Source organism: Paenibacillus sp. lzh-N1, assembly GCF_002872435.1.
Classification (GTDB): Bacteria; Bacillota; Bacilli; order Paenibacillales; family Paenibacillaceae; genus Paenibacillus; species Paenibacillus polymyxa_C.
Genome location: NZ_CP025696.1, coordinates 572,611 through 589,965, shown reverse-complemented (window position 1 = coordinate 589,965; position 17,355 = coordinate 572,611). Strand labels below are relative to the sequence as shown.

The 17,355-nt window shown below is 45.6% G+C and carries 11 protein-coding genes; 7 read left to right on the top strand and 4 right to left on the bottom strand.

All coding sequences use genetic code 11. The features are described from left to right. Positions 1–266: 266 nt before the first annotated feature. Both C0638_RS02775 and C0638_RS02770 read left to right on the top strand, forming a co-directional pair. Positions 267–1,211, top strand: a complete 945-nt coding sequence (locus C0638_RS02775; RefSeq protein ID WP_058711133.1) for a copper amine oxidase N-terminal domain-containing protein — start codon at positions 267–269, stop codon at positions 1,209–1,211. Between the two features lie 4 nt (positions 1,212–1,215). Continuing rightward, positions 1,216–4,509, top strand: coding sequence for a DUF5704 domain-containing protein (locus C0638_RS02770; RefSeq protein ID WP_058711134.1), 3,294 nt, complete (start codon positions 1,216–1,218; stop codon positions 4,507–4,509). A gap of 278 nt (positions 4,510–4,787) precedes the next feature. On the opposite strand, the gene C0638_RS02765 is transcribed toward C0638_RS02770, so the two are convergent. The 3 genes from C0638_RS02765 to C0638_RS02755 are packed head-to-tail and all read right to left on the bottom strand — an operon-like array spanning position 4,788 to position 7,598. Further along, a complete protein-coding gene (locus C0638_RS02765) occupies positions 4,788–5,789 on the bottom strand; it encodes a DUF5643 domain-containing protein (protein WP_167346970.1) in 1,002 nt (333 codons plus the stop codon). Between the two features lie 53 nt (positions 5,790–5,842). Then, complete coding sequence (locus C0638_RS02760) at positions 5,843–7,042, bottom strand: DUF4179 domain-containing protein (RefSeq protein ID WP_058711135.1); 1,200 nt, start codon at positions 7,040–7,042, stop codon at positions 5,843–5,845. Beyond that, positions 7,014–7,598, bottom strand: coding sequence for an RNA polymerase sigma factor (locus C0638_RS02755; protein ID WP_058711136.1), 585 nt, complete (start codon positions 7,596–7,598; stop codon positions 7,014–7,016). Before C0638_RS02755 ends, C0638_RS02760 begins: the two co-directional genes overlap by 29 nt. Before the next feature lie 367 nt (positions 7,599–7,965). On the opposite strand from C0638_RS02755, the gene C0638_RS02750 reads away from it, so the two are divergent. Further along, positions 7,966–10,497, top strand: a complete 2,532-nt coding sequence (locus tag C0638_RS02750; RefSeq protein ID WP_058711137.1) for a rhamnogalacturonan lyase — start codon at positions 7,966–7,968, stop codon at positions 10,495–10,497. Positions 10,498–10,783: 286 nt separating this feature from the next. Here C0638_RS02750 and C0638_RS02745 read toward each other — a convergent pair whose 3' ends face one another. Continuing rightward, the gene (locus C0638_RS02745) at positions 10,784–11,821 is read right to left on the bottom strand and encodes a substrate-binding domain-containing protein (protein WP_058711138.1); all 1,038 of its coding nucleotides are present in this window, start codon (positions 11,819–11,821) and stop codon (positions 10,784–10,786) included. Positions 11,822–12,333: 512 nt separating this feature from the next. Between C0638_RS02745 and C0638_RS02740 the strand changes: the two genes are divergently transcribed. The 4 genes from C0638_RS02740 to C0638_RS02725 all read left to right on the top strand — a co-directional run bounded on the left by C0638_RS02740 (position 12,334) and on the right by C0638_RS02725 (position 17,330). Continuing rightward, on the top strand, positions 12,334–13,296 hold the full coding sequence (locus C0638_RS02740; RefSeq protein ID WP_013369665.1) for an ABC transporter permease: 963 nt from the start codon (positions 12,334–12,336) through the stop codon (positions 13,294–13,296). A 15-nt stretch (positions 13,297–13,311) separates the two neighbouring features. Further along, positions 13,312–14,193 (top strand): carbohydrate ABC transporter permease, encoded by an 882-nt coding sequence (locus C0638_RS02735; RefSeq protein WP_013369666.1) that lies wholly within the window; start codon positions 13,312–13,314, stop codon positions 14,191–14,193. A 63-nt stretch (positions 14,194–14,256) separates the two neighbouring features. Continuing rightward, a complete protein-coding gene (locus C0638_RS02730) occupies positions 14,257–15,846 on the top strand; it encodes an ABC transporter substrate-binding protein (RefSeq protein WP_058711139.1) in 1,590 nt (529 codons plus the stop codon). Between the two features lie 26 nt (positions 15,847–15,872). After that, positions 15,873–17,330 (top strand): glycoside hydrolase family 32 protein, encoded by a 1,458-nt coding sequence (locus tag C0638_RS02725; RefSeq protein WP_040102004.1) that lies wholly within the window; start codon positions 15,873–15,875, stop codon positions 17,328–17,330. Positions 17,331–17,355: the final 25 nt, after the last annotated feature.

The following is a 17,355-nucleotide window of genomic DNA, read 5'->3' as shown; positions in this document are numbered from 1 at the left end:
AGAGACAGCCCTTTTTTGTTGAGATTTTGCGGAAGATATAAGTTAAATAAGGAGGCCATTCTATGATTTAGAGGGATAGGTTTCTCATAGGAAATGATTTTTAGAGTATTTATATTAGTTATTTTTCTTATAGATTTTGTAATTGGGAAACCCTATAATATATAAGTTGTATCCAGTATTTTCCGAAAGTGGGGATGCGAACAGTTTATGAGATTAGAGATGATATACATAGTTTGAAAGTTTAAGCAGACAAAGGGGATCGAGAGATGAGTATGAAAAAATGGGTGTTGAGTTTGACCGCAGTCGCGTTGCTATGGGGCGGGACAAATACGATTCCAACGACGGAGGCGGCAAGTAGCACCAAACCAATTGAAGTCTTATTAAATGCGAAAAAAATACAGTTCCCGGATGCCAAACCTTTTCAGGATGGTAACGATTATGTAATGGTTCCAATCCGGTTTGTATCCGAGGCATTGGGTGCTAAGGTGGGCTGGGAGAAAACAGGCGGCCAATTAGCTGTGTCGATAAAAAATGATGCACATGCCGTTAATATGACAGTGGGGCAAAACACCGCTACCGTGGATGGACAGACCAAAACGTATGAAACGAAGATTATTTTGAAGCAAAACCGTACTTTTGTGCCGCTGCGGTTAGTGAGTGAGGGTTTGGGACAGACGGTAGAATGGGATAAGGTCAGCCGCTGGGTCTGGATTGGGAAGAAGGAAATCACTGCGTTAGAGGATACAGGGCATCAGGCGGTGAGTATTGAGCCGTATAAAAAGGCGATTGGGACCATGCCTGGACTTTTAAATAATGTTGTCGGTCAGCCGTATAACAAAGTGGTAATCTTTAAACGGTCCGACTTGCCTATTAAGTTATTGCGCGACATTTATTCAGTCGAGCCTTATACAAGTCCAAAGGGAGTCCCATACCTGAAAGTGCGGGCCAAAACGAAATCTACAGCAGGTAGCCTTTTTTACCTGACTAAAAGCAAGGATGTACGTCTTCGCCCTGCCCTAGACGAAATGACGCAAGATAATGGAGACGGTACAAAGATGCTCTATTACAAAATATATTCGTACGCTGATGCTAACCTTTATGGTAACAAGGATTATAAAACCTTTAAGCTGCAAGACATTGAGTACATTGGTTTTGACCTTGCATCGAGAGACTATATCCCGATGATGGTTAGTCCTTGGAAGGGAAATTAACCATATGAGTAACACCAAACGCATTTTGGCCGTATTGCTGGTGGGGGTACTGCTATTATTGCAGCTCCCACCTTTTTATTTTCCCATTGATAAGGCGGCAGCCGTTACAGAAATTACTCCGCTGTCCTACTATGCTGACAAGAATAATCGCTACTTTGTCGGTATGATGTATTTCGATATGTGGAAGAATATCGCAGGGACGTGGGTCACAGACGGTGGTAAACAGCCTGGAAAAGGGATGCATGGTGAGGCTACTTTTACCTACAAGTTTAGTTTTCCGGGTAGAAAAATAAAAAGTGTTGAAGCATCACTATATAAACCTAACGACGAGAAAAACAAACTGAACCCTGACTATATCAAATATTTTGAGAAATCCCGTTCTGATGGCTATGAAGAATATGTACGTTACATAAGTAAAGGCACAGTGAAGGACGATATTCGCTCCTATCAAATCCAGGGGGTTGGAACGGAATCCACTACTATTCCAATTACAGTAAACATGATGCTTAATGCGGAAGTCATAGCCAAAGATATCAAGGAAGAAAGCTGCCCTACCTGTGCCAAAGAAGTAGAAGCTTGGCGCATTTACCAGCCCATCCTGTTCAAGATTGAACTAGAGAGCGCACTCATCGTCAAGCATTTTACAACTGACGGAAAGTCACTTAACAACGTATTTACACCAATAGAAGATGAGCTAAAACCTAATCAACCGTATGACTTCATCCCGCCAACCAACCCGAAATATGAGTATGTGGGCTACAAGAAGAGCACGACAGGTAAACCGCCAAGCGGAGATGTTTTGCCTGGGATTGTACCCGGGTTTACCTATGACGGTTCTTTTGAGCAGTTTACCGCTTATTTGTATTACAAAGAAGCTCAGGGCTGTCCGAAGCCTGGAGAAATCCAAGAGGGAGTGCCCTCAAATTGCCAAGATAATGAACAGCCAACGAAAGGTGTTGTCTGCTCCCGTCCCGTTCCAGGTCTGCGCTTGGAAACTGCCGAGTTGGACCCAGTAGTATCTGCCGTGATCAAAGCGGACCAGCGTGGTCGGGAACGATTCGACGTATCCAAAGGTATTCCTACCTCTGAAAGCCTGTACGGTCATGTGCAAGCCAAGAGATACCTTTTTCAACATAAGTTTGTGAACATGACGGGTCAGTGTACATATACGGTGAACGTAAAACGGGAATATCGGTTGACCTGGCGGCCTAAGAAAAAATCTCGGCGGAATGAGACGGTGAAGCGAACTTATACTTACCAAATCGTCCGTCCGTACTCCTATTGGAAGATAGACAATTTGGAGGTATATGGCATTAAAGAGGCTTCACTCCGAAACTATGCGTTACCCAATGAAGCAATCACCCTGTTTCCGCAATCCTATAATCCCCCTTCCTATATTGCAGCGACCCAGGGTAACTTTTATCCGCCCCCTGCACCAGGGACAGTGGATGGAGGTAGTCGTAGCAAAAACGGCGGCAGCAGCAAGCCAAGTGTGCCTGATGATCGCAGTGTACTGAAATCTAAGGCAGAGGAGGCAGTTAAGGAAATTGAAGTGGAGAACGATACTTTGACCTTTGAAAACAAGATCATTATGAATCCAGAGCGCGTCAAGGTAAATGGCCCTAAACCAGGTGTGATTCCCTCTTCTGGAGCGATTGGGGCCGATGTGCTGTACAGTCCGAATCATGTGATTAATAAGCATAAGATGAATAAGCCCAACACGCCCAGCAGTGGTGACATCACTTACGCTATTCTCAAAGGAAATATCAATGGAGGTGCGGATAAAACGTTGCCGATACAGGGGATCAATACAGTGACTGTCCACACTCCCGTAGTGAATCTGTCTACAGTGTCGGATGATGCTGGTCATAATCAGAAAACCCAACCTACGAAGGGACGATCCGCACTTATTTTGGAGCGTCCTTTCCGGGTGACGATTTCGACAGCAGGTCCGCATTTGAATATTCCCGGCTATGGTGATCGGGAGTATGCCAAATATGTACGAACCAAGCAGGTGCGCTTTCCATTCGATGTGTACGACAAAGGAAAGACGCATTTTTATCCGCGAGGTACCTGGATTGAGATTCCGGTACTACAACTGGACACAGACTTTTATTTGCCCGTATGGGTCGATGAAGGCAATTATACAGTCGAGTTCCGCATCATTGCCGAAAATGCACCGGATGGATTCACCGAGCAGCACCATGCCAACACAAATCTCGCTCATCATGTTGCCAATGATGTGGTGAATATTGAGGTCATCGGACGGATGTATGATTTTCATATCACGGATATTGCAGATTACCATTGGGAGCGTGTATTTCGACTGCAAAAAGGAAGCCCACTGCATAGTGGCCTGTCCTATTGGACAGGGCTTGGCAATATTGACGGGTTGCCTAGAGGGAACCCGGAGCCCTTCACATTGCCCATTCGCCCCGGCAGTCATCCATTTGAAGGTTACGCAAATGTGGCGGTCAAGACAGGCTATCATTTCAAGTTTGACCTCAAAACCAAAGGCAATATGTTCAGCGCCCGGGATGGAATTCGCATTACCCCTTCATTTTATTGGGTGAGCAAAGATGGGCAACAGCGGGAAGAGGTAGATCTGTATACACATGCAGGCAGTCGAAAATTTATCCGTGTAGGATCGGCGGAGGACCGGGAGAAGCGATATGTTATTTTGAATGAACGACTACGCAATGTCCCTATGGAGGAAATGCAGAATACAGCAGCCTACCAATATCAACATGGACTGAGTGAAGCAGAGCGGAGTCAGTTAACGCTGGAACGTTATGTGGCGCTGTATGCCCAGCGTATCACACGCAGCAAGACCTGGGTTGGACGCTACGACTGGCTGGTGCTGCCTGCGGCTGTACGTACCTTGATCGGTCCTAAGACAGACCTGCCGGAGGGGGTGGATGCCGATCGTGCGAATGCGGCGATTCAGCGCTGGTATGGCGAGTATAGTCTGCCTGCCGATGTGTACGCGGTCACCAAAGGGACGGATTTACGTAATGTAAGCCGAGAGAGGGAGTTAAACGAACATACAGATCTATTCAAGAAGACAGGCTTTATAGTGGTTCGTTTTAATTTGGAATCGCTCCGTCAGGGGGACACCGAGCATCCACATTTGCAATATATCAATGGCCCGCTTTTGAACCAATGGCAACTGGAAGGATATCGCAGAGAGATAAAGGACCCATACGGACACACCTTTCATTTACAGGATGGGGATATAGTATTTTATCATGCAGACCAGTCTAGTCGGGACGACTTCAATTCCTTTGTCCCTCACTAATTAGGAGATATACCAATTAAGGGTAAACTAAACCTATCCTTGACGATGTTGTACAAGCTTGACAAGCTCCTGTGTAGAGCGCTCGGTCGCTTTCCAGCTTTTTTACCGATGCTCCCTTACTGTGCAGGTGCAATGTGAGCGGATAATTGAAGCCACTCAGCACTAGTATAATCAGTAGAACCAGTAAAGTAAGCAGGGGAAGGAATGGCTTAACGTAAAGTAAACAAAACGAGCAAGCCTGGATTCTCTTTTAGGCTTGCTCGCTTCTTGCATCGATGTTATTGGGCTGGCACGGGAATGGTCATTTCGAGTTCATTAATGTATGTTTTATCTCCGTTTTTATATTTCCCGTCGGCTCCCTTGCCTTGACCGACAACACTCCAATTAGAGGGATCGACTGTAAATGTATATGGTTTGATCGTCACATATTGGGGTTTGCTGCCTATAGCACTGTACAGCTCATCAATATGATACTTCGTTCTAGGCTTGCTATGATAGAAGCCGACTCTCCGTTGCTGAAGCGTTTTCCCCTGATCATCTACGATGTCATAATACATCATGGATGGAGCGTACTTTCCTGTCTGCTTGGTAGATGCAGGCACTTGACCTTCGCTGTCTAGCACCAGCCGGGTTGTACGGGAGGCAATATCGAGCTGTTTGACTGTATAACTGAAATCCCCACTCTTTTGGGTTTTATTTGGCTTGATACTCACCATATTACCGTCCTTTTTAACAGGGACTTTAAACTCAAAAGGCTTGCTGATTCTGGTAACCCCTACCTGGATAGTCATTTCAAACTCGTCTGGAAGTGCATCCAACTGATTGTATTCAGCTTCTACGGCGTTCTTTTGAGATACTTTGTCTCCGAACGAGCCAAGGCCTTTAAATGCCTTCCCATCAATCAGAATTTGAGGCCTCTTGATATAGCCCTTCTTTTGATCTTTCTCAGGAACCATATACTTCTTGAGGCTTTTACTGGCCTTGGCATCTACTGGGAGGTACAGGCTCATGACTCCCTCAGGTAAATTTTTGCCTTCACGTTCGATGGAGAAGGACAAGCGTGTGCCATCATAAAACACATCGCCAAGCTTCAGTGTAACCCCGTCCTGCGTTAGGCTCAGATTGGAAGAAGCGGCTTGCGCGGATTTCGCGTCACTAGTGGCTGCTGCAATGGGGGATATGTTTTTTGGTATGGCTGCTCCTGTTCCTATTATCGCGAAAGCGGAAGTTGTAAGTAATACCCGTTTTAGGAATGTTAATTTTAAGTTTGTTTGTTTCATTAGATATGTTCTCCTCTCATGAAATGAAATTCATGTATTGAAAAAATTGGTGATTAGTTATTCAGGGGAATCTTCATTTCGAGTTCCTTGATGTACGTTTTATCTCCTCTTTTATGCTTGCCGTCAGATCCCATGCCTTCACCGACAATACTCCAATCAGCCGGCTTGACGGTCAAGGTGAAAGGCTTAATCGTCACGTATTTTGTATTTGGCTTAAGTGCATTATACAGCTCATCCACATGGTATTTTGTTCTAGGCTTACTGTAGAAATAACCGAATTGGCGTTGCTCAATAACGTTGCCCTGATCATCCACAATATCGTAATACATCATCGTTGGCGCATACTCTCCCGTTTGCTCCGGGGAAGCAGGCACTTCACCTATACTGTCTAGCACTAGCCGAGTCGTTGTTGGGGTGGATTTAAGTTCCTTCACGGTATAACTGAAGCTACCAATGGTTTTTGTCTCATTCGGCTGGACAGCAATCATGGTGTTGTCCACTTTTACCGGAACCTTAAATTCATACAACCCGTCAACACCTGTAACTGAAGTTCTGACCGTCAAATCAAATTCATCTGGCAGGGAGTCTAATTGCATGTATTCCCCTATAACTGAATTATTTTTGCCTGGATCATCCCCAAACGCGAATCGCCGAGAGTCCACTTTTTTGTCATTTATCAGTACTTCTGGACGTTTAAGGTACCCCTTAAGCTGATCCTTCTCAGGCACTTTATGTGCCTTTACCCATTCGTCATCGCTATTTTCAGTTTTGGCATCCATAGGTATATAAGGATTCATAGAGGTTTCCGGCATATTCTCGCCTTGACGCTCAATGGAGAAAGACAGGCGTGTACCGTCATACAGAACATCGCTTAATGTCAACGTAATTCCGTCATGAGTCACACTTTCATTAGGATGACTGAGAATGCCCTTATCTACAGCAGTCTGAATTTCATCCGAGCTCAATCCATAAAAAATACTGCCAATTCCGGGAATTTGCTTGAGTGTGGCTGCCATCGTGGGTGATACAAACCCGGCGCCTACCACTCCTGTCCCTAATATGCCAACTACGGATGCCGCCAGAACAGCCCGTTTTGCAAATTTCGATTTCGTCGTCTTTCTTTGCATGGCTCTTTTTTCAATCTCCTTCATAATTTGATCACTCATACTGCCTCTGGGCATGACTGATTCATTGATGCAATCCTCCAACTGGTCCATTTCGCGTTCATAAGGTGGTGTTGGGCGTTTGTCCATTAACAAGTCCTCCTTTGCTTCTGTGGTCCAGCAGCTTGCGCCGAAGCCGCTCATATTTTTTGCGGATGGTTGCCGACTTCAAACCCATGATGTTGCTAATCTCCTCAAAGCTGTATTGCTCAACAGCCTTCAGTAGCAGAATATGACGCTCTTCCGGTGTAAGATAAGTCAGGAGTTCTTCAATTACGCTTTTATAAGGTGATACTTGGACGATTGGATCTTGTTCCTTGACTTGTTGAACCAGTCTGAGCCAGCGGCTGTGCTTCTTTTTGATGTTCATTAAGTGATGGTAGGCCATTTTGTATAGCCATGCCGAGAAGCTGGTTTGTCTGCTGTATTGATGAAGATTCTCATAGGCTCTGATGAAAATGTCCTGAACAGCGTCCTCTGTTGCTTCATGATTCTTCAAAATATAGAAGCAGTAGGTGTACATCTGCCGCTCGAATTGTCGAATAATGATTTCGTAAGCCTGCTGTTCACCAGTCTTGACGCGCTCTACGGCCAGCTCAATCTGGCTGTGTTTATCCTGTTGATCCCCGGGGATGGTTGCCTGCAAGAGCTCACCTCCTTGTATTTATGTCTATATAACAATCGCAACGGGGCGTTTTGTGACATCATTTTTGTGAAACCTTGATAGGTATGTATGTTTTGATCACAGCTCGTCCATTTTATCATCTTATGATATTCGGATATATTCACTTCAACTAACATAGTCGGTTCACGAAATGGACTGTTAGTAGTGGTTAATGGGGACATTTTAATTGAAACGAACAACAACACGGATTTGTGTAGAGAAATGCACGGATATTTAAACGCGTTTGGAGGAACGGCAAAACTATAATAATAAGGAATTTAAATTATGTAAGCGCAATCATTTTGGGTGTTTGCTTGTCATCACAATACAATTGAGGAGGACGAATTGGATGGCTCAAAGGAAAGGCGCATGGCGAAAGGGAACCTTGACCGCCGCGTTGGCAGCAATGCTGGCGATGACGGGTACGACTGGGGGAGTGGCTGCGGAAGACTTGTCCGAACCCACGCTGCAGGTAGAATCATCAATCGCAGTAGAACAGAATCGTAGCGGCAGCATTCAGTTGGAAAAGCTGGATCGCGGACTGGTGGCTGCGGCGACGCAAGAGGGTATATTTTTAAGCTGGCGGTTATTGGCCCAAGAAGTGAACGGCTACAGTTCAACAGGGCTGACAGGAGCGGACTTTAACGTATACCGTGATGGCAAGAAAATCGCAACGGTGACGGACAGCACCAATTATCTGGATAAGGAAGGAACCGGAAATGCGGTGTACAGGGTCGCTTCAGTCGTTAAAGGGAAAGAGAAGGATCGCAGTGCCAAAGTGAAGCCATGGCAGCAAGGTTATTATGAGCTTCCTCTGCAAAAGCCTGCTGATGGCGTAACACCCGCAGGTGAATCCTATACGTATTCGGCCAACGATATGAGTGTGGGGGATGTGGACGGAGACGGCCAATATGAATTTTTTGTAAAATGGGACCCATCCAACTCCAAAGATGTATCTCAGAAGGGTTATACCGGAAATACGTATGTCGATGCGTATACGTTCGAGGGCATGCTACTGTATCGAATTGACCTCGGTGTGAATATTCGCTCAGGTGCGCACTATACACAGATGATGGTGTATGATTTTGACGGCGATGGCAAAGCCGAGCTGATGTTCAAGACGGCTCCAGGGACCAAAACGATTACTTTTGATAAAAAGGGCAAACCCAAAAAAGAAAAATATATTACCCTGCCCCGTGAGGATCGCAAAGCTGGAATTACACATAAGGATGATTATCGTTTGAGCCGCACGGATTATTATGAGCATGTGGTGAACATGTTTATGAATTGGACGAAGCATGAAGAAGTGGTCAAGAGGCAGTGGCCTGCTACGCTGGAGGAGTGTTTTGGTATTGCTCCAAAGTACAGCTACCCGTTATCCCGAAAGGATGCGGAAAGCCTGACGGATTACTTTATGGATGTGTATGCTCCTGCGCGGAGCGACAAAAACAAGCTGAGAGAATTTGAAGGCTTCATTGTGGATGGGCCGGAGTATTTGACCATTTTCAAAGGAAAAACGGGGACTGAGCTGGAAACGATTCGCTATGAGCCAGAGTGCCATGACGACGGTCTTATGTGGGGAGACTATGCTATGGCCCGGATTGAACCTGCTAACCGCGTGGATCGGTTTCTGGCAGGGGTAGCATATCTGGACGGACGTAAACCATATGCCGTATTTGCACGTGGCTATTATACGCGTTCCACCTTGGTCACTTACACGTGGGATGGTCGTCATCTCCAAAAACATTGGATGGTGGACAGTGGTTGGGCGCCAATGACCAATCCGTTTAATGATAGCCCACACGGACGGGATGGAACGGACCCGAAATTCGGCACTTTGACTACACAAGGAGCACATTCGCTGAGTGCGGCAGACGTGGATGGAGATGGCAAAGACGAAATTGTATATGGCTCCGCCACGATTGACCATGATGGTAGCCTACTGTACAGCTCATTTGATGTTATGCCTCCTGAAAGCGCAATTCCGGGCCAAACCGCCAGATTGGGACACGGCGACGCGCTGCATGTGACCGATATTGACCCTGATCGGCCAGGAAAAGAAATCTTTATGGTGCATGAAGGCGGCACCTATGCCCCGTATGGTTATTCGCTGCGGGATGCCAAAACGGGTGAAGTCATCTACGGTGGATATTCCGGGAAGGATACAGGCCGGGGGATGGTCGGTGACGTAGACCCTGAACAGCGAGGACTGGAGACTTGGGCCATAGGCTTGTGGACCGCTGCGGGTAAACAATTGGATACGAAGATGCCGGGTACCAATATGAGTATCAAATGGGCGGCTGATATGACCACACAAATCGTGAACGGGGCGATCGACGTAACCCCAACCATTGAAGATTGGAAACGAGGCACATTACTAACCGCATCAGGCACCAAAACGAACAATTATACCAAAGGAACGCCATCGTTGGTCGCTGACATTTTCGGAGATTGGCGTGAGGAAATGCTTGTCCGTACAGCGGATAGCTCAGCGATTCGTATCTATTTGAGTACCGAGCCCACAACGCATAAATTGTACACGTTGATGCATGACCCGCAGTATCGTGCGGATGTGGCGCGTCAAAATACCGGCTATAACCAGCCGTCCTACACAAGCTTTTACTTTGCATCCGATATGGATTGGGCGAACGTGCCCATTCCCAAGCTCTACACACCAAGAGCCTTGATGAATGAAGAGAGCAGTGACGAAGCGGATGAGATAGAGGCAACGGAGGTAGATGAAAAAGAAGTCGATGAAATGAAAGTTGAAGAAACGAGCATCGATGAAACGAAAGTTGATGAAACAGAAATAGGAGCGAAGAAAATAGAGGGAGAGTCAGCAACTCCAGTAGTTCCTGTAGTTCCAGCAGAGGGTCTATAAACGACTAGCTGAAGACTAAGACTCTATCTCCGCATCCATCAGTTTAATAGACTTAGAAAAATGGCAAGTCTCTGATGATTTAGAGGCTTGCCATTTTGTATTATTAAAGTTTAAGAGTGCTGAAAGCAGCGGAGAGGACGGAACGATTGCGAAAAAGCGTCAGGGTCGCCTTTGTATCCAGATTTTTACCACTAAGCTATTCAATAAAATCCAGATACAACAGCGATTGGAGCAACGTTCCGTTCGCGGAGCCCCGCAAGAATACCTCTTTTACACTCACCATCTACTACAATGTCGGAGTCGATTCTCTAAATATCGGCTCTGTTCTGATATGCGTAATCTGATAAGGTCTGGAAGGATCTTTGACCCGTGCCAATAGCATCTCAGCCGCCGTAATCCCCATTTCGTTGTTGTAGATATGCACAGTGGATAAATGAGGCTCCACAATCCGGGATTCAGGAGCGTTATCAAACCCAAACACAGCAATATCTTCAGGGATTTTTAAGTTTTTATTTTTGAGCGCTTTCATGACACTGACGGCGATAAAATCATTGGCGCATACGAACGCGGACGGAAGCGCGCTCATACCCTCCAATTGTTTATCCATCCAATCTGATTCGGAGAAAAAATTTCGGTCCTGATCAACGATGCAGCAAGATAAATCCACACTTAGGCCTGCTTCGATTAAAGCACGGTTATATCCAACCCACCGCTCGTTGAAGCTTTTGCAATGTTTATAATCCCCAGCAAAACCGATCCGCGCAAATCCACGATCAATCAGGCTTTTGGTAACAAAATAAACGCTATGTTCATTTTCCATCAACAATAAATCCGCTTTCAAATCAGGACAAAAAATGTCCACCGAGCAATCAATAAAGATTGTGGGCAATCCCAAACTCGTAACGAGCTCACTATACTGTGGATCGAACATTTCAATACAAATGATTCCGTCAACCTTGGAGGCTTCAAAATTATTAGGAAGTGTTCCCGCTTGGGTTTCGTTTTCCCGCACAATATGAATCGACAAATTATACCCTTCTGCACTTATTCTTTTTTCCAGCCCACTGATCAGAAAGGAGCCAAAATGCGAGCTGTTCGGCAGATTGCATGTAAACAGGGCAATGTTACCTTGGTTCTTAGGGATGATGCTGTCTGTTTCCACATAGGCAAATTGCTTATATTTGAGTTCGATCGCTTTTTTAATGACCTTGTTCCGAGTATCAACCGGGATGCTTTCACTACCGTTAATCGCTTTGGAGGCGGTATTTCGGGAGATTCCCAAAGCGTCAGCAATGTCTTGAATGGTGACTTTTTCTTTCTTCATAGACTGGTTCCACCTTCACTTAATAAATGGATTGCCTGAGAGGTACAGTTCCCTCTGCCAGCTCTCCGTTTAGACCTAAAATGTATCCTAAATGTATAATAGTTCGCATAAAATAGCAATGTTAACGTTACAAACGACTAAATTATTTTTACATTTGTGAAGTTTGCTTAATAGCCTATATTTATCTTCACCGGATCAACAAATGAACTGAAATTCAAATTTATATAAGCTGGATAAAAAAATACTCATTAAAACTGAGAGGGGAGATTAGTGCCGTATAAGTGAAGCGGTCATTGTGAATGGGGAAGTTTCATATTTGGATTATTGGGTATGATTATTTTGTTTTTTGTTACAAATATTCAAATTGACAATATTATTTTGGTCAAATGTAAATAATTTATTTTACAAAAGTTATTGACGGATGATAATTTGATTTGGTAAATTGAAGATGAAAATTGTAAGCCTTTTCAAATGTGTTATACAGACGGCTATTACAGATGGGGGGAAGGCAAATGGCCAACTTGGCTAAGGCAGCTCAGAGAAATGTCGCACTGGGGGAGCAAAGGACCATTCGCAGTAAATTAGACTATATTCGTAAGAACTATTTTCTTTACGTACTGCTGGCGCCTGCGCTGATTCTTACGATTCTTTTCAAGTATGTTCCGATGTACGGGGCGATTATTGCTTTCAAGGATTTTAGCCCGCTCAAGGGGATTTGGGGAAGTGACTGGGTTGGACTGAAATACTTCACTAAATTTTTAGACTCGCCTAATTTTACAGATATTTTCTTTAATACGCTGAAACTGAGCTTCTATGGACTTGTACTCGGATTTCCTGTACCGATCCTGTTGGCGGTCATGCTGAATCAAATCCGCAAGGCGGGATTGAAAAAGAATATCCAGCTTGTTTTGTACGCTCCTAATTTTATTTCGGTCGTTGTCATTGTGGGTATGCTGTTTATTTTCTTGTCTCCGACAGGGCCCCTGAATCAAATCATTGCGTCGGTGACCGGCAATCCTGTGATCTTTATGACAGAGCCTGAATATTTTCGCTGGATTTATATCCTGTCTGGAATTTGGCAGGGGGCGGGGTGGTCTTCAATCATTTATGTAGCTGCGCTAGCTAATGTTGATCCCGAGCTGCATAATGCAGCAAGTCTGGACGGAGCCAACCTGCTTCAGCGCATATGGCATATTGATTTGCCGACGATTAAACCCATTATGGCGATTGTTTTTATCTTGGCAGCAGGAGGAATCATGTCGATCGGGTTTGAGAAGGCGTATCTCATGCAGACATCCATGAACTTGCCTACTTCTGAAATCATTCCTACCTATGTGTATAAAGTCGGCTTGCAATCCGGTAATTACGCCTATTCTGCAGCGGTCGGGCTGTTCAACTCGGTGATTAATGTGGTTTTGCTGCTGACCGTTAACTTTATCGTCAAGAAGCTCAATGAGGGAGAAGGGCTTTATTAGGAAAGGAGCCTCTTTATGCATGTCAAACATTCTAATCTGGACCGCTTCATCCTAGGTGTGAATTATATTGTGCTCACTCTAGCTGTATTGATTATCGTAGTTCCCTTAGGTTATATCGTCATAGCATCGTTTATGGACCCGACCGTTTTGTTAAGCAAAGGGCTATCCTTCCGTATTTCGGATTGGAGTGTGGAGGGATATCGGAAAATTTTGTCCAACCCGGCGATGCTCCGTGGATTTGCCAATTCGGTCTTCTATTCTTCATGCTTCGCCTTGATCTCTGTGACGGTTTCGATTTGTGCTGGCTATGCCTTATCGGTGAACAGCTTGGTAGGGCGGAATTTCTTTATGACATTGTTTATCATCACCATGTTTTTCAGTGGAGGGCTGATTCCAACTTACCTGCTGGTCAAAAATTTAGGGATGCTGGATACCGTATGGGCCATCCTTCTTCCCGGTGCGATCAATGTGTGGGATCTGATTTTGGCGCGAACGTTCTTTAAAGGTGTACCCAATGAATTAAAAGAAGCTGCCAACGTGGACGGAGCCTCGGACTGGACAATATTTTTCAGAATCGTGCTCCCGCTGTCCAAACCCATTATTTTTGTCATTGCGCTATATGCCTTTGTCGGTCAGTGGAATTCTTATTTTGATGCCATGATTTATCTGGATAATGCACAGCTACATCCACTTCAATTAGTGCTGAGATCGATCCTGATCCAAAATCAGACGATGCCTGGCATGATTAGTGATCAATTGGCAATGGCAGAACTGAAACGTCTTTCGGAAATGATCAAATATTCATCAATTGTCATCTCCAGTCTTCCGCTACTTGTGATGTATCCCTTTTTCCAAAAGTATTTTGAAAAGGGCGTTATGGTCGGCTCCTTAAAATAAAAGATGCCGGGAACTTCATTTGCTACACGTGCATTTTACCTTTATCCGATGGAGGTCATCCAGATGAAAACAGTCAAAACTGCCTCATTTGCCGCACTGGCGGCGATCTTAGTTCTTTCCGGCTGCGGCAGCAGCAATTCCTCTAATGAGAGCGATGCAACAGATGTGAATGGAAAAGTGACGCTCAACTTTATAACCCAAAGCTCTCCACTCGCTCCGGCAGACCCGAACGACAAGCTGATCAACAAACGGCTGGAAGAAAAAACAGGCATTCATATTCGTTGGAAGAATTTTACCAGTGATCAGTTTGTGGAAAAAAGGAATCTGGCTATTGCCAGCGGTGATTTACCGGATGCAGTGTTCGATGCGGGCTACTCGGATTACGACTTACTCAAGCTGGCCAAAGACGGTGTCATTATTCCGGTGGAGGATTTGATTGAACAACATATGCCGAATTTTAAAAAGGTATTGGAGCAATCCCCGGAATATAAAGCGATGTTGACTGCGCCAGATGGACATATTTATTCCTTTCCGTGGATTGAAGAATTGGGAACAGGAAAAGAAGCGATCCAGTCCGTAGATGATTTGCCGTGGATTAATGTAGAGTGGCTGAACAAGCTGGGCTTGTCCATGCCGACAACAACCGAAGAGCTGAAGCAGGTCTTGATTGCCTTTAAAACAAAGGACCCCAACGGCAACGGGCAGGCGGACGAGATTCCGTTATCGTTTATAGATAAACCCGGCGGCGAGGATTTGGCCTTTTTATACGGGGCGTTTGGGCTTGGAGAGAACTGGGATCATACAGTAGTGACGAACGATGGGAAAGTCGTTTTTACAGCAGCGGATAACGGATATAAGGAAGCCATCAAATATATTCATGATTTATACAAGGAAGGGCTGGTGGACATAGAGTCTTCCCAGCAGGATTGGAACACTTATCTGGCCAAAGGGAAGGATCACCGCTATGGTCTGTACTTTACATGGGATAAGGCTAATATTACAGGCCCGAATAAAAAATACGATCTCATGCCGCCGCTGGCTGGACCGGATGGACATGTGAATGTTACACGGACGAATGGCATCGGCTTCGATCGCGGGCGCATGGTGATCACCAGTGCCAATAAGAAGCTGGAAGCGACCGCCAAGTGGATTGACCAGCTGTATGATCCGATCCAGTCCATACAGAACAACTGGGGAACTTACGGGGATACGAAGCAGAAAAATATCTTTGAGTATGATGAGGCAAAGGGAATGTTGAAGCATCTGCCGCTGGAAGGCTCGGCTCCGGTGGAAATCAGACAAAAGACGAACATTGGCGGACCGTTAGCTGTATTGGATGAATACTACGGAAAATACACAACCCAGCCAGAAGATGCCACATGGCGATTGGGTTTGCTCAAAAAGGTGATGGTTCCCCATATGCAAGCAGATCATAATTACCCTAAAGTGTTTTTCTCTATAGATGAGCTGGACCGCTTATCGACCATTGAAACCGATCTATTCGCCTACGTTCTCCGCAAACGTACGGAATGGTACCAGAATGGCAAGGTCGAAGAGGAGTGGCCGGAATATTTGCAGGAACTGAACAGTCTGGGATTACAGGAATGGTTGCAAATCAAGCAAGCGGGCTATGACAGAAACGCAAGTAAATGATTCTTTTTTCGAGGGAGATGGAATATATGAACGTTGTTAGGCAAGAGAAATACCGCCCATCCTATCACTTTTCACCGAAAAACGGATGGATGAATGATCCGAACGGAATGGTTTATTTTGAAGGACGTTATCATTTGTTTTATCAGCATCATCCATTCGGCACAACGTGGGGTCCTATGCATTGGGGGCATGCGGTCAGTACTGATTTGGTGAACTGGGAGGAGCGGCCGATTGCTTTGGAGCCGGATGGGCTAGGAACGATTTTTTCCGGGAGCGCCGTGGTGGATGAGCGGGATACGTCCGGTTTTTTTGAAGGCAAGCCGGGTTTGGTAGCTATTTACACTCATCATTATTCGCTTCCAAACACGGATCAGATACGCCAATACCAGAGCCTCGCCTATAGTACAGATTCAGGTGAAAGCTGGATTAAATATGCGGGCAACCCGGTACTGGAGGATGAGCATTGCATTGATTTTCGTGACCCCAAAGTGTTCTGGCATGAGCCTACAGAGCAGTGGGTGATGGTGCTGGCCTGCGGTCAGACGGTTCGAATCTATCATTCTCCGAATCTGAAGGAATGGGTGTTTGCCAGTGAATTTGGACACGGCATCGGTAGCCATGACGGGGTGTGGGAATGTCCGGATTTATTTCCGTTATGGGTTGATGGGGAGAGGTCACAGGTAAAGTGGGTTATGCTCGTAAGTATCGGTGATCATCCGGAGATTCGGGAAGGGTCCAGAACACAGTATTTTACGGGTGAATTTGATGGGACGACATTTGTGGCAGATGTGGAAAGTGAAAAAGTCCGCTGGCTCGATTATGGCAGAGATAACTACGCAGGTGTGTGCTGGTCGGATATCCCGGCAGAGGACGGACGACGCCTGTTTATGGGCTGGATGAGCAACTGGAGATATGCCAATCAGACCCCGACGGAACGCTGGAGAGGTGCCATGTCCATTCCGCGTGAACTCGCACTGGAAACGAGAAAGGGCACAGTGGCACTTATTCAGCGCCCTGTTCGGGAACTGGAGGGATTAAGAACTCCTGTCCTGTCACTCACAGAGCCATCTTGGGAGGAAGTGCGGAACGCATTGTCTGCCCTGCAACTGGATTGCTACGAACTTGTGGCTGAATTTGCAACTACCGGAGACTTTGGCTTTAAGGTGCGGGTATCGGATGAACAAGAGACACTCGTCGGTTATACTTCCGCCACGCAGGAAGTATACGTCGACCGGACACGGTCAGGCTGTTCGGATTTTCATGAAGACTTTGCAGTCAGACATGGGACCTCACTAGGAATCTTACCAGATCGAATGGACATCCGCCTCTATGTGGATCGCTCGTCTATTGAAGTGTTTTTCGATCGCGGACAGGTAGCCATTACCGATTTAATATTTCCTGACGCAGAAGCTAAGGGGCTTGAAATATTCCCATCGGAAGAGCAGGTAACTTTATTTTCGCTGGAGCTTTATGCGCTGAAATGAGATTTTCTTCATAATCCATACTGGA